Genomic DNA, 13,318 nt, shown 5'->3' with positions numbered 1-13,318 from the left:
GCGTCAACGTCCGATGATGATATCGGCGCAGAGGCCCCCCAAACGTTCGCTTTTGCTCAGGCGCAGCACGCCGCCATGCGCCCGCGCGATATCCGACACGATAGCAAGGCCCAGCCCGACTCCGGTGCCCTGATTCTGATTGCGCGCCGGATCGAGGCGCGAAAAGGGTTTCACCGCCTCGGACCGCTGATCGGGCGGTATGCCCGGCCCGTCATCTTCGACCCGAATGCGCACGGATTTCGGCGTGATTGACAGGCTGACATCGGCGTGTTTGCCGTATCGCACGGCATTCCCGATCAGGTTTTCAATCGCGCGCCGGATGGCGGTGGGGCGAAGCATGGCGATACCGTCCCCGTCAACCGAGATCAGATCAGCCGCATAGCCCGCCCGGCGGGCATCCTTGACGATCTGCTGCAACAAGGCTTTGGGATCGACGGTCTCAGGCGACCCTTCGGCCGCCCCGCGCGAAAACTCAAGGAAAGCGTCCAACAGCAACTGCATCTCGTCGACGTCCTGTTGCAGGGGCGCGGCCTCGTCCTCGGGCAGCATCGACAGGCCCAGTTTCAGGCGGGTCAGAGGGGTTCGGAGGTCGTGACTCACCCCTGACAACATCATGGTGCGCTGTTCCATCTGGCGCTCGATACGCGCACGCATGTCCAGAAAGGCACTGCCCGCCGCCCGCACTTCGATCGCGCCGCCCGGCGAATACGGCACCACCCTGCCGCGACCAAAGGCTTGCGCGGCCTCGGCCAGACGGGTGATCGGGCGCAATTGATTGCGCATGTAGAGAAACGAAATCGAGGTCATGATAATCGCAAAAAACAGCATCGTCACAATCAACTGATGAGGTGCCACCGGCGATAGGCGGCGACGATCAAAGGTCAACTGCAACAGGCCAAGATCGGTCTGCATATACACCCGCGCTTCTTGCCCACTGGGCAAGGCAACCGCCGCCAGATCCGGCAGCAGGGCGCGCAGGTCCGCCTCGACCTGCGGTGCGATGAAATCATACCAACGACGTTGCCCAACCATCGGCTTTTCGTTGATGTTCAGAAAGCGCGCCTTCATATCCAGCGCGTGCAGATCGGGCCGGACAACCACCAGAGCCTGTTGCTGGGTATCGGTCGCGTTCACCTCGTCTACCACAAGCATCACCTCGCGCGAGGCCGCCCGGGTCATCTGCGCAGTGACATCCTCAAGGTGTTTTTGCAGGAACGCGACGCCCACCACCAACAGCAGGACGACCACTGGCAGAACCAGTATCAGCGCAGCACGGGTATAAAGGCTGCGCGGCATATAGGATTTGAGCCATTGCGCCGACATGCGCTAAACCTAACGGGCTGTTACGACAAGAGAAAGAGCGCAGAATGCAGACTCCGGACGATTTCACCCCCCCTGCCGGACCAGCCATCGAGCTGCAACCGGGTCTGCGCCGAGTTTTGGCCCCGAATCCCTCACCCATGACCTATCGCGGGACCAACACCTATCTGCTGGGCACTGGCGACCTTGCCGTGATTGATCCCGGCCCGCGCAGCGACGCGCATCTTGCGGCGATTCTGGACGCCGTGCAGCCCGGCCAGCGCATCAGCCACATCATCGTGACCCACAGCCATCTGGACCACTCTCCGCTGGCGCGCCCCTTGGCCGAGCGCACCGGCGCGCCCGTTCTGGCCTTTGGCGGACCCGAGGCCGGGCGCAGCGCGGTAATGACCGAACTGGCGCAAGGCGGGTTGGCAGGCGGTGGTGAAGGCATCGACACCGCTTTTCGCCCGGATGTCGAACTGCCCGATAGCGCGCAAATCACTGGCGATGGCTGGCAGCTTGAAGTGATTCACACCCCCGGCCATCTGGGCAACCACATCGCTTTGGGCTGGGGCGATGTCTGTTTCACCGGGGATCACGTCATGGGATGGGCAAGCTCGCTGGTGTCGCCCCCGGACGGGGATCTGACTGATTTCATGGCCGCCTGCCATCGGTTGCGGGCACGCGACTGGTCGGTGTTTCACTCGGGGCACGGAGCCCCGATTCCCGACCCGGCCGCACGGCTGGACTGGCTGATCAATCACCGCCTGACGCGCGAAGCGCAGATTCTGTCAGCGCTCGAGGACCAACCCGGCACGGCCAGGGACCTGGCGGAGCGCATCTACGTGGACACTCCGGTCGCGCTGTTGCCAGCTGCGGAAAGAAACGTTTTCGCGCATCTGATTGATCTGCTTGGAAAATCAAAGGTCGCCACGGATGGAGCACTTTCCGCCGCCGCCCGATTCCACAGGCAAATCTGAGTACGCGGAACTTTTTTGGGAAAACGTCACATTCCCCTCTGGACGGCGAAAATCCGGGTTGTTATACGCCCCTCAGTTCCGGCGTAGCTCAGCGGTAGAGCAGTTGACTGTTAATCAATTGGTCGTAGGTTCGATCCCTACCGCCGGAGCCAAAATCCCCTTATTTCCCTACACTTCCGCGTACTGGATATCGCATAGGTCACGTCGCAGGATTTTTCGGTGAAAAATCTCAAACGCCCTCTGGACGCCGCAGATACAGGTTGCTATACGGCGCGAACCGTTCCGGCGTAGCTCAGCGGTAGAGCAGTTGACTGTTAATCAATTGGTCGTAGGTTCGATCCCTACCGCCGGAGCCATATCACCTTCGTTTTTAGATCATCCCGTCAAGGCCCCCTTGAAATCCGCACGCAGATTTCGCTTCAACACCTTGCCGGTGGCGTTCAAGGGCAAGGCATCGACGAACACAACCTTGTCCGGCACCTGCCAATTGGCGATCTTGCCGTCGTAGAGCGCCAGAATCTCTTCTTCGGTCGGCTCTTCACCGTCGGCTTTGACCGCGACCAACAAGGGGCGCTCACCCCATTTCGGATGCGGTACGCCGACCACGGCGGCTGTCGCCAGTTTGGGATGCGCAACGGCGATGTTTTCCAATTCCACCGAACTGATCCACTCACCCCCGGACTTGATGATATCCTTCGAACGGTCGCGGATGGTCATGTACCCGTCAGGGTCCAGCGTGGCCACATCGCCGGTGGCGAACCAACCATCCTGCAACAGACCCTCATCCTGCATCTGGAAATAGCTGTCCAGCACCCAATATCCCCGAACCAACAAATCACCCTGCGTTTCACCGTCATGCGGCAGATCATTGCCGTCGTCGTCCACAATCTTCAGCTCAACGCCGTAACAGGGCCGCCCCTGGCATTCCCTGAGCCTGTACTGCTCATCCACCGGCAGGTCGCGATGTTTGGCCAAGGGCTGGTTTGCGGTACCCAGCGGGCTCATCTCGCTCATGCCCCAGGCGTGGACGGTGTCGACACCGTAGGATTCCCGGAAGGTTTCGATCATCGACGGCGGGCACGCAGCCCCACCGATGACCGTTCGTTCGAGGCTGGCAAGTGTAGTGCCAGACTGGGCGGCATAGGTCAGCAACCCCTGCCAGATCGTTGGCACCCCAAGGGCAAGCGTAACGCCGTATGTGTCGATCAACTTTACCAATGCCTCACCATGCAAATCCGGCCCCGGCAGCGCCATACGCGAACCAGACATGGCGCAGGCATAGGGCGACCCCCAGGCGTTCACATGGAACATCGGAACCACGGGCATCACCACGTCCATCGCCGAGAACCCGATCATGTCGCGGGTGTTCGCCCCGAAACTGTGCAGCACGGTCGAGCGATGGGAATACAGCACCCCCTTGGGGTTACCGGTCGTGCCCGACGTGTAGCACAGGCTGGACGCGGTGTTTTCGTCAAAGCTGGGCCATTCAAAATCCGCACGCCCGGTTTCGATCAGGTCATCATAGAATTGGACGCCGGGAATCTGGGCAACCGCGTCTTCATTCCGCGGCCCCATCAGGACGAAGTGTTGAACTTCGGTCAGATGCTCCTGCAACGCTGCCACCAGCGGGATGAAGGTCGCGTCGAAGAACAGCACCCGATCCTGCGCGTGGTTGATGATATAGGTCAGCTGCTCGGGGAACAGGCGCGGGTTTACCGTGTGGCAGACGAACCCCGCGCCCGACGTCGCAAAATATATTTCAAGATGTCGCCGATTATTCCAGGCCAAGGTCCCAATTCGGGCTTGCGGGTCTAGCCCCAGTGCGGTCAGCGCCGAGGCCAGTTTCCGCGCATTTTCCGCAATTTCTGCCCAGTTTGTCTCGGACACCTTGCCGTCGGTCTCGACCGAGTAAATCTCGGTCTGACCGTGGTATCTGTCGGCGTGATTGATCAGCGACGAGATCAGCAAAGGCTGCGTCATCATCTGTCCCAGCATGGGCGTCCTCCCTTTGGTGGCGACGCTTCTGTTTGGCGGCACCATTTTTTGCCTTCCCCGGGATTTATGAAACCCCGGGGCGTTAAGGCTCTGACTTGGGGGAAATCCTGCCAATCATTTATTTTTCTGACAATAAAAGATTGTAGCCCGCCGCAGCGGCAGATCGCTGATTTACCGGAACCTAGTCCCGGTGGCGCAGCGCATAGGCCACCAGCGCGGCGGTCGAACCATCCTTGCCCTCCGCGCTTTCCTCACCATCGACAATCGGGCCAAGCGAGGTTGCCAGTTCCTTGCCCAATTCAACGCCCCACTGGTCAAACGAGTTGATCCCAAGTAGCACCCCTTCGACAAACACGCGGTGCTCGTAAAGTGCAATGATTTGGCCCAGCACAAATGGCGTCAGCTTCGGATAGATCAGGGTCGTGGACGGCCGATTGCCGGCGAACACACGGTGGCGGGCCTGACGCTCCAGCTCATCGCCTTGCAGGCCCGCGCTGGCCATGCGCTGCCGAGCCTCGTCCAGCGACCGACCGCGCATCAGCGCCTCGGACTGGGCCAGACAATTGGCCAGAAGCAGGCGTTGGTGGTGGGCGAGTTCGGGCTCGTGACCTTCGGCGGCAACCATGAACTCACAGGGAACTACATCGGTGCCCTGATGGATCAGTTGGTAAAAGGCGTGCTGGCCATTGGTGCCGGGTTCGCCCCAGACCACCGGACCAGAGGGCATGGTCAGCGAACTGCCATCCATGGCGACTGATTTGCCGTTCGATTCCATCTCGAGCTGTTGGAAATAGGCCGGCAGGCGCAACAAACGTTGATCATACGGCAAAACCGCGCGGCTGGTATGGCCCAAAACCTGCCGGTGCCAGATACCGACCAAGGCCAGCATCACCGGCATGTTCTCGACCCAATTCGCGGCACGGAAATGCACGTCCATCGCCTGCCCGCCGCGCAAGAAAGCGTCAAAGGCGTTCGAACCGACCGCGATCATCACCGGCAGGCCAACCGGCCCCCAGACCGAGTAGCGCCCGCCGACCCAATCGGCAAAGCCGAACACGCGATCCTTGGGGATGCCAAAGGATTCGGTCTTGTCCACGGCGCTGGAAACGGCGGCGAATTGCCTGGCCGGATCGCCGCCGCCATCCATCATCCATGCCCGCGCGGTGCGGGCATTGGTCATGGTCTCGATGGTGGTAAAGGTCTTGGACGCCACGATCACCAGCGTCCGCGTCGGATCAAGCTGGCGCAGCGTATCGGCGATATGGGCGCCATCCACGTTAGAGACATAGTGCAGCCGCGGCCCGTCGTGATACGGGGAAAGCGCATGGGTCGCCATCACCGGCCCCAGATCGGAACCGCCGATGCCGATATTCACCACATCGCTGAAGCTACCCCCTGCCCCGGTGATCGCGCCGCCGCGCACCTCTTCGGCAAAGACCCGCATCCGCTGCAATGTGTCCAGCACGTCGGGCATAACGTCCAGACCGTCAACCTCGACCGGTCCGCCGTCCAGATTGCGCAGCGCCGTGTGCAGCACCGCGCGCCCTTCGGTTTCGTTGATCTTGGCGCCCGAGAACATCGCCTCGCGCCGTTCGGCCAGCCCGGCTGCATCACACAGGGCAATAAGGGCGTCCCGAGTGTCGTGGTCGATCTGCGTTTTCGAATAATCAAACAAAAGATCACCGGTCGAGGCCGAATACGTCCCCGCCCGGTTTGCATCCTTGTCAAACAGGCCAAGAATGGTCTGATCTTTTCGTTCGCTGGCTAGGGCGGTGAGACCGTCAAGTTGCATCTGCTTACTCCGCCCAGTGGACCGTCATGCCGCCGAGGACCGCCGCAATGGGCGCCTCTTCCGGCGGCAGGGACATGGCGCGCTCCAACGCGGCGCGCTTGGCGCTGCCAAAGATGATAAGGTGTTTCGACAAGGCACCGTCCAGCACCGGAGCGGTCAGCGTAATTCGCGGTTCCGGCTGCACGTCAGTCCGCGCCACCGCCAGCGGGCGCGCGTGGCTGTCCAGCGCGGCCTCAAGCCCATCCATGCCGGGGAACAGAGACGCGGTATGCATGTCCTCGCCCATCCCAAGCACAACAACCGATAAGGGGCGGATCGGAGTGATCAGGCTTTCGAGTTCCGGCAGCACGTCCTCGGGCTCTTCGCCGGGCACATAAAGTGGGATGTACTGCGCCGCCGAGGCGCGGTTGGTCAGCAGCCGCTCGCGGATCAGGCGTTCGTTCGAACGCTCATGATCGCCGGGCACACAGCGTTCATCGGTAGGCAGAACCCGCACCCGGTCCCATTCCAGATTTGCAGCGCACAGGACATCAAAAACCGGGCCGGGCGTGGTGCCTCCGGGAACCGCCATCGAAACCATGTCATGATGCAGCAAGGCAGATTCCAGCTCGCCCGCCAACTCGTTTGCAACGTCGATGGCCAGCATGTCCCTGTCTGCGTATTCCTGTAATTTCATGGGTTTATCCCTTGCCAGCGGCGACCGTCTCGTTTCATCAGCAGCTCGGCGTCGCCCGGGCCAGTGCTGCCACATTCATAAGGCTTAGGGACATCGCCGCGCGCCTGCCAGCCGGCGATGATCGGGTCGGTCCAGGCCCAGGCGGCCTCAACCTCATCGCCGCGCATGAACAGGGTCTGGTTGCCGCGGATCACATCCATCACCAGCCGCTCATACGCGTCCGGCGGGTCCTGGTTTTCCGGCCCGAGCGCCTCGGCAAAACTCATGTCCAGGGGCACGTCGACCAGACGCATCCCGCCCGGCCCCGGTTCCTTGATCGTCACCTTCAGCGTGATGCCTTCGTTTGGCTGCAACCGGATCGACAACACGTTGGCGTGCCGCCCGGCATCCGCGCCAAAGATCGAATGCGGCGCGTCCTTGAACATCACATTGATCACCGAAGACCGCGCCACCAGCCGCTTGCCCGTGCGCAGATAGAACGGCGTGCCCGCCCATCGCCAGTTGCTGATATGGGCCTTGAGCGCCACATAACTTTCCGTGGTCGATCGCGGATTGCCCACAACCTGACGGTAGCTGGGTCCGTCGCCTTCGAATTGACCGCGCACGATATGGTGCGGCTCGACCGGGTCCAGCGCGCGGATCACTTTCAGCTTTTCGTCGCGCACCGCGTCAGGGTCGAACTTGGCCGGAGGCTCCATCGCGATCAGGCAGAGCAGTTGCATCAGGTGGTTCTGCATCATGTCGCGCATGGCACCCGCACGATCATAATATTCCTCACGCCCGTCAATGCCGACGGATTCGGCCACCGTGATCTGGATGTGATCGACATACTGGCTGTTCCAGAGCGGCTCGAACAGCATGTTGCCAAAGCGGACGGCCATCAGGTTCTGAACGGTTTCCTTGCCCAGATAGTGATCGATCCGATAAATCTGACCTTCCGAGAAATGCTTGGCCAGCGTCGCGTTCAACGTCCGGGCACTTTCCAGATCGTGGCCGAATGGCTTTTCTACGACAATCCGTGTCTGCTGCGTCGCCAGCTTGTGCGATTTGATGCTTTCGGCCAAAGGGCCAAACAGGCGCGGCCCGACCGAGAAATAGAAGGCCCGCACCCGGTCGACGGTCAGCTTTGCCGCCAGTTGGTCCCACCCCTCATCCGACAGCGCGTCCAGCGGGACATAGTCGACCCGTTGGAGGAAAGAGTTCAACGCATCGGCGTCACGGCCCTGCTTGGCCGCGTGGGTGCGTAAAGAATCGGCCACGATGTTCCGGAATGCATCCCGGTCATAAACGGCGCGGGCTGCACCGATGATCTGCACGTCACCCGGCCATTGCCCGGCACAAAACCGACGAAACAGCGCCGGAAGGATCTTGCGCTGCGCAAGATCGCCGGTACTGCCGAAAATGACCAGATCGAACGGGTCAACGGGTATGACACGAGAAACCATGTGTTTCCCCTACCTTACCCCTGCGGACATGTCTAATGTTAGCGCAATCATTTTTGGAATTTTTTTGCTCATCAAAACTCTGTCAGGCCCAGCGACAGCCCCTTAACTAACCCGGCCTGAAAGGCTAAGTCAGCACTAAGACGCCAAGGAACCGGATACCGGAATGAAAGACAACGCCCCTCAAAGCGCCAATATCGGCAAATTTCAGGACAAATTGGTGACAGCTGACGGGCAGACGCGGGCCTCGGTGTCGCTTAGCAACCCCGAAACGCTTTGGTTCAACACCGGAACCCTGTGCAATATCGAATGCCTCAACTGCTATATCGACAGCAGCCCGACCAATGACGCGCTGGTCTATATCACCGCTGATGAAGTGCGGGATTACCTGGATCAGATAAAAGCCCGCAACTGGCCGGTGCGCGAAATCGGGTTTACCGGGGGTGAGCCCTTCATGAACCCCGAAATGATCGACATGACCCGCGCCTGTCTTGAGCGCGGGTACGAGGTATTGATTCTGACCAATGCCATGCAGCCGATGATGCGCCGCAGGGTGCAGGATGGTCTGGTGGCGCTGCAACGCGACTTTGGCGACAAGCTGACGCTGCGGATTTCGGTCGATCACTACCGTCCCGAATTGCATGACGAAGAACGCGGCAAAGGCAGTTTCGCCAAGACCCTGACAGGGATGGAGTGGCTGCGCGACCACGGGTTCCACATGACCGTCGCCGGGCGCACTGTATGGGGTGACACCGACGCCGAAAGCCGCGCCGGATACGCCGCCTTTTTTGCGAAACATGGGTTCGAGATTGACGCGCAAAACCCGGGTCAAACCGTACTGTTCCCCGAGATGGACGAAACCGTCGAAGTCCCCGAGATTACCACCGCCTGCTGGGGCATCCTGAACAAATCCCCTGACGCCGTGATGTGCGCCAGCGCCCGCATGGTTGTGAAACGCAAGGGCGCAGACCGTCCGGCGGTTCTAGCCTGCACCCTGCTGCCCTATGCGCCTGAATTCGAGATGGGGCACACCCTGGCCGAGGCCGAAGCGGACGTGCACCTGAACCATCCCCACTGCGCTAAGTTCTGCGTGCTGGGCGGAGCTAGCTGCTCGGGCTGATCAGTTCAATTCGGGGGATTTCCAGAATTTCGTACCAGACGCCCCAGCCGAAACCCGCCAGCCCTTTTTGCCCAGCACAAAGAACGACCGGCCATCGGTGAAGCGTACGGTTTCTGCGCTGCTGTCTTCGCCATACATGGCCCCGGTTTCAGCGGTCGCGTCATAGCCGTGTTCGATGAATTCCTCCAGATCGGCGGGGGTTTCTAACAGGATCACGAATTTGGTCTCGAATCCGCCGATACCCACGGCAGCGCCAACGCCGCCCGTTCCCATGTTCATATAGATGTGCTGGCCGGTGTCCTTTGAAACCGCCACACCGCGCCCATACCCTGCTGAGACCGGAAACACCGTCACCTTGCGCGAGTCGAACACCGCATACCCTGCGCTGATGCCGAACAACTCGTCCGCCTCGGGGTTTTCCGCCAGCAACTGGGTCAGAACCTCGCTGGCCATCAGGTCCAGCTTGGCGCGGGTCTCCTCGGGCGTGGCCTCATTGGTGACCAGATCAGCGGTTGAATCGACGGACTCGCCAACGACCTCCGCGCCTTTTTCCACCTTGTCGCCCACGGCTTCGGCTCCGTGCCCGATGGCATCGGCCGCGTTTTCCGCACCTTTTTTGATTTTATCCAGAACGCCCTCGGCGACGGCAGGCCCACCGAACAACAAGGCGGCAGCAAGAAACAATACCCGGGACATAAAGCGATTCCGTATATGACCAATGATTTGGTCGACACCTTAACCCAAGCACCAAAAAAATAATGCGTTTCAATCGTTACTGGCCAAAAATATGGCCTGACACTCAATTTACTCTGAATTCACCCACGACATTGCGCCACTCTCCGGGCGCGATCATCTTGCGGTGCGTGAACCGGACCGAATGCAGCGGCCCTTCGATCTCGCGCTGCCAGAACTCGACAAATTTAAAGAGCTTCGGATGGTCCGGCGCCAGATCGTAATCCTGCCAGATGAACGTGTTCAGAACGTGAATATAGTCGGGCATATGGTAGAAGAATTCCGCTGTCGTCAGCCCGTACCCCTTGAGCATCAATTCGGTTTCGCTTTGCTCCATGCAGACCTCCAATTTTGTTGCAAGGTCTCTTCATGGTAGCACGAAAACACCCTAATCCTTAGTTAACAAAGTGTTACTCTGATGTTACCGGGGTTTTTCGCGGGTAAAAGGGTTGCTTGCTTGCACCTTATGTGCCGGGTCTGATAAGGTACATCCACAAGATATAGACCCAGAACAATACACGGGCAGTTTACGTGAGCGATACGCCAGATACTTCTGAAAACATGGATGAAACCCCGCCCGAGCGCCCCGTATACGACGGCCCGACGGTGTCCATCGAATCCGAGATGCGCACGTCCTATCTGGACTATGCCATGTCGGTCATCGTCTCGCGCGCGATCCCCGATCTGCGCGACGGCCTGAAACCGGTGCACCGGCGCATCCTTTATGCGATGCACGAGACCGGAAACACCCATGACAAGGCATACCGCAAGTCGGCCCGTCCCGTTGGCGATGTGATGGGTAAATACCACCCGCATGGTGACAGCGCGATTTATGACGCGCTGGTGCGGATGGCGCAGGATTTCTCGATGTCGCTGCCGCTGCTGGATGGTCAGGGCAACTTTGGCTCGATGGACGGCGATAATCCGGCGGCCATGCGATACACCGAAGTGCGGATGGATAAACCCGCCGCCGCCCTGCTGGCCGATATCGAAAAAGAGACGGTCGATTTTCAGGACAACTATGACGGCAAGGACCGGGAACCGACCGTCCTGCCCGCCCGTTTCCCGAACATGCTGGTCAACGGTGCCGGGGGTATCGCCGTGGGTATGGCAACGAACATCCCACCTCACAACCTGGGCGAAGTGGTTGACGCCACGCTGGCGCTGATCGACGACCCGGACCTGACGTCCGAGCAACTGATCGAATACGTCCCCGGCCCCGACTTCCCGACCGGCGGCGTGATGCTGGGCCGGTCCGGTGCGCGTAAAGCTTATCTGGAGGGTCGCGGCAGCGTCATCATCCGCGCCAAGACCCGCGTGGAAGAAATCCGCCGGGATCGTTACGCCATCGTCGTTGACGAGATTCCCTATCAGGTGAACAAGGCCGCGATGATCGAGAAGATCGCCGAGGCCGTACGTGAGAAACGCATCGAAGGCGTGGCCCATGTGCAGGACGAATCCGACCGCAACGGCGTGCGCGTCGTGGTCGAGCTGAAACGCGATGCCACGCCCGAAGTGGTGCTGAACCAGCTTTTCCGTTTCTCGCCGATGCAGACCTCGTTTGGCTGCAACATGCTGGCCCTGAACGGTGGGCGGCCCGAGCAGCTGACTCTGCGCCGGTTCCTGACCTCGTTCATCGACTTCCGCGAGGATGTCGTTGCCCGCCGCACCGCCTACGACCTGCGTAAAGCGCGCGAACGCAGCCACATCCTGTGTGGTCTGGCCGTTGCGGTCTCGAACGTGGACGAAGTGGTTGCCACGATCCGGTCGTCGGCAGACGCCGCCGAGGCGCGCGAAAAGCTGATGACGCGTCGCTGGCCTGCTGCCGAGATCGAAGGCTATCTGCGCCTGATCGACGATCCTCTGTCCAAGATGAACGACGACGGCACCTATAACCTGACCGAGGTTCAGGCTCGCGCCATTCTCGACCTGCGTCTGCAACGCCTGACCCAACTGGGCGTGAAAGAAGTCACCGACGAGCTGGAAGAACTGGCCGCCAAGATCAAGGAATATCTGGATATTCTGTCCTCGCGCGAACGGATCATGTCGATCATCGGTGATGAGCTGCGCAGCGTGCGTGAGCAGTTCGCCGTACCGCGCCGTACCGAGATCGTCGACTGGTCCGGTGACATGGAAGACGAGGATCTGATCGAGCGTGAAGACATGGTTGTGACCGTCACCTCGGGCGGTTACATCAAGCGGACGCCTCTGGCCGACTTCCGGGCGCAAAAGCGTGGCGGCAAGGGCCTGTCGGGGATGCAGACCAAGGAAGAGGATGTGGTTACCAACCTCTTCGTGGCGAACACGCATACCCAGTTGTTGTTCTTCACCACCGAAGGCATGGTCTACAAGCTCAAGACCTGGCGTTTGCCGCAATCCAGCCGCACCGGCAAGGGCAAGGCGATCGTCAATATCCTGCCGATCCCGACCGGCGTTTCCATCGCGGCGATCATGCCTGTGGATGTGCCGGATGAGGAATGGGAGAACCTCCAGATCGTGTTCGCCACCAGCGCGGGCGATGTGCGACGCAACCGCCTGTCGGACTTCACCAATGTGCGTCGAAACGGCAAGATCGCGATGAAACTGCCCGAGGATGTGGAACTGGTGAACGCCCGCATCTGTTCGGAAGACGAAGACGTGATGCTGGTGACCAATTCGGGCCGCGCGATCCGCTTCCGTACCACCGACGTGCGCGTGTTCAACTCGCGCGAGTCCACCGGTGTGCGTGGCATCAGGCTGACCAATGGCGACTGCGTGGTGTCGATGTCGGTGATCCGCCACTTCGAGGCCAGCCCGGAAGATCGGGTTGCGTATCTGAAAATGCGCCGTGCCGTCGCAGGATTGACCGAGGACGAAGCCGGAGACGACGACGAAGCAGCAGCAAGCAGCGATTTCAGCCAAGAGAAATACGCTGAGATGTCGGCCGCCGAAAACCTGATCCTGACCATTACAGCTGGCGGTGCCGGCAAGCTGAGTTCCAGCCATGACTACCCGGTCCGCGGACGCGGTGGCATGGGCGTCGCGGCGATGGACAAGGCGATGCGCGGCGGTGAACTTGTAGCCTCGTTCCCGGTTGAGATAGACGACCAGATCATGCTTGCCACCTCCAAGGGCCAGTCGATCCGGGTGCCGGTCGATGGAATCTCATTCCGGTCCCGCAGCGCGGGTGGCGTGAAGGTGTTCAACACCGGCAAGGGTGAAGAGGTCGTCAGCGTCGCATGGATCGCCGATCAGGGCGATGAGGATGGCGACGATCAAGCCTCGGAATAGGTTAAAGGC

The 13,318-nt window shown here is 60.4% G+C and carries 10 protein-coding genes and 2 tRNA genes; 5 read left to right on the top strand and 7 right to left on the bottom strand.

The annotated features are described in order from the left end of the window. Window positions 1-3: 3 nt before the first annotated feature. On the bottom strand, window positions 4-1,323 hold the full coding sequence (locus tag ACOQFT_RS13920) for an ATP-binding protein (RefSeq protein ID WP_421598488.1): 1,320 nt from the start codon (window positions 1,321-1,323) through the stop codon (window positions 4-6). Window positions 1,324-1,367: 44 nt separating this feature from the next. Between ACOQFT_RS13920 and ACOQFT_RS13915 the strand changes: the two genes are divergently transcribed. The 3 genes from ACOQFT_RS13915 (at window position 1,368) to ACOQFT_RS13905 (ending at window position 2,638) form a co-directional block, all read left to right on the top strand. Further along, entirely contained in the window at window positions 1,368-2,282 is a 915-nt protein-coding gene (locus tag ACOQFT_RS13915; protein ID WP_421598487.1) for an MBL fold metallo-hydrolase, read from the top strand. A 77-nt stretch (window positions 2,283-2,359) separates the two neighbouring features. After that, window positions 2,360-2,434 (top strand) — tRNA-Asn (locus ACOQFT_RS13910). 129 nt (window positions 2,435-2,563) lie between these two features. Further along, a tRNA-Asn gene (locus tag ACOQFT_RS13905) sits at window positions 2,564-2,638 on the top strand. Between the two features lie 19 nt (window positions 2,639-2,657). Here ACOQFT_RS13905 and ACOQFT_RS13900 read toward each other — a convergent pair. From ACOQFT_RS13900 to zwf, 4 genes are all read right to left on the bottom strand, one after another. After that, a complete protein-coding gene (locus tag ACOQFT_RS13900) occupies window positions 2,658-4,277 on the bottom strand; it encodes a long-chain-fatty-acid--CoA ligase (RefSeq protein ID WP_421598486.1) in 1,620 nt (539 codons plus the stop codon). Window positions 4,278-4,458: 181 nt separating this feature from the next. Next, window positions 4,459-6,069, bottom strand: coding sequence for a glucose-6-phosphate isomerase (gene pgi / locus ACOQFT_RS13895; RefSeq protein ID WP_421598485.1), 1,611 nt, complete (start codon window positions 6,067-6,069; stop codon window positions 4,459-4,461). A gap of 4 nt (window positions 6,070-6,073) precedes the next feature. Continuing rightward, entirely contained in the window at window positions 6,074-6,745 is a 672-nt protein-coding gene (gene pgl / locus ACOQFT_RS13890; protein ID WP_421598484.1) for a 6-phosphogluconolactonase, read from the bottom strand. After that, window positions 6,742-8,190, bottom strand: a complete 1,449-nt coding sequence (zwf, locus tag ACOQFT_RS13885) for a glucose-6-phosphate dehydrogenase (protein WP_421598483.1) — start codon at window positions 8,188-8,190, stop codon at window positions 6,742-6,744. The genes pgl and zwf overlap by 4 nt, the downstream gene beginning before the upstream one ends. A gap of 163 nt (window positions 8,191-8,353) precedes the next feature. On the opposite strand from zwf, the gene ACOQFT_RS13880 reads away from it, so the two are divergent. Further along, entirely contained in the window at window positions 8,354-9,307 is a 954-nt protein-coding gene (locus ACOQFT_RS13880) for a radical SAM protein (RefSeq protein ID WP_421598482.1), read from the top strand. On the opposite strand, the gene ACOQFT_RS13875 is transcribed toward ACOQFT_RS13880, so the two are convergent. Next, window positions 9,308-10,003, bottom strand: coding sequence for a hypothetical protein (locus tag ACOQFT_RS13875; protein WP_421598481.1), 696 nt, complete (start codon window positions 10,001-10,003; stop codon window positions 9,308-9,310). It abuts the gene before it with no gap. A 103-nt stretch (window positions 10,004-10,106) separates the two neighbouring features. Next, window positions 10,107-10,376 (bottom strand): usg protein, encoded by a 270-nt coding sequence (locus tag ACOQFT_RS13870; RefSeq protein ID WP_170325099.1) that lies wholly within the window; start codon window positions 10,374-10,376, stop codon window positions 10,107-10,109. A gap of 194 nt (window positions 10,377-10,570) precedes the next feature. Between ACOQFT_RS13870 and gyrA the strand changes: the two genes are divergently transcribed. After that, a complete protein-coding gene (gyrA, locus tag ACOQFT_RS13865) occupies window positions 10,571-13,309 on the top strand; it encodes a DNA gyrase subunit A (RefSeq protein ID WP_421598480.1) in 2,739 nt (912 codons plus the stop codon). Window positions 13,310-13,318 lie beyond the last annotated feature (9 nt).

This window comes from Ruegeria sp. MALMAid1280, from assembly GCF_049195285.1.
GTDB lineage: Bacteria > Pseudomonadota > Alphaproteobacteria > Rhodobacterales > Rhodobacteraceae > Ruegeria.
Note: the sequence above shows the minus strand (reverse complement) of the source record. Positions and strands in the feature narration are given on the sequence as shown.

Excerpts from the sequence above, each read along its gene's own strand:
- ACOQFT_RS13920 (WP_421598488.1), bottom strand. The coding sequence starts at position 1,323 with ATGTCGGCGCAATGGCTCAAATCCTATATGCCGCGCAGCCTTTATACC.
- ACOQFT_RS13915 (WP_421598487.1), top strand. The coding sequence starts at position 1,368 with ATGCAGACTCCGGACGATTTCACCCCCCCTGCCGGACCAGCCATCGAG.
- ACOQFT_RS13900 (WP_421598486.1), bottom strand. The coding sequence starts at position 4,277 with ATGCTGGGACAGATGATGACGCAGCCTTTGCTGATCTCGTCGCTGATC.
- pgi (WP_421598485.1), bottom strand. The coding sequence starts at position 6,069 with ATGCAACTTGACGGTCTCACCGCCCTAGCCAGCGAACGAAAAGATCAG.
- pgl (WP_421598484.1), bottom strand. The coding sequence starts at position 6,745 with ATGAAATTACAGGAATACGCAGACAGGGACATGCTGGCCATCGACGTT.
- zwf (WP_421598483.1), bottom strand. The coding sequence starts at position 8,190 with ATGGTTTCTCGTGTCATACCCGTTGACCCGTTCGATCTGGTCATTTTC.
- ACOQFT_RS13880 (WP_421598482.1), top strand. The coding sequence starts at position 8,354 with ATGAAAGACAACGCCCCTCAAAGCGCCAATATCGGCAAATTTCAGGAC.
- ACOQFT_RS13875 (WP_421598481.1), bottom strand. The coding sequence starts at position 10,003 with ATGTCCCGGGTATTGTTTCTTGCTGCCGCCTTGTTGTTCGGTGGGCCT.
- ACOQFT_RS13870 (WP_170325099.1), bottom strand. The coding sequence starts at position 10,376 with ATGGAGCAAAGCGAAACCGAATTGATGCTCAAGGGGTACGGGCTGACG.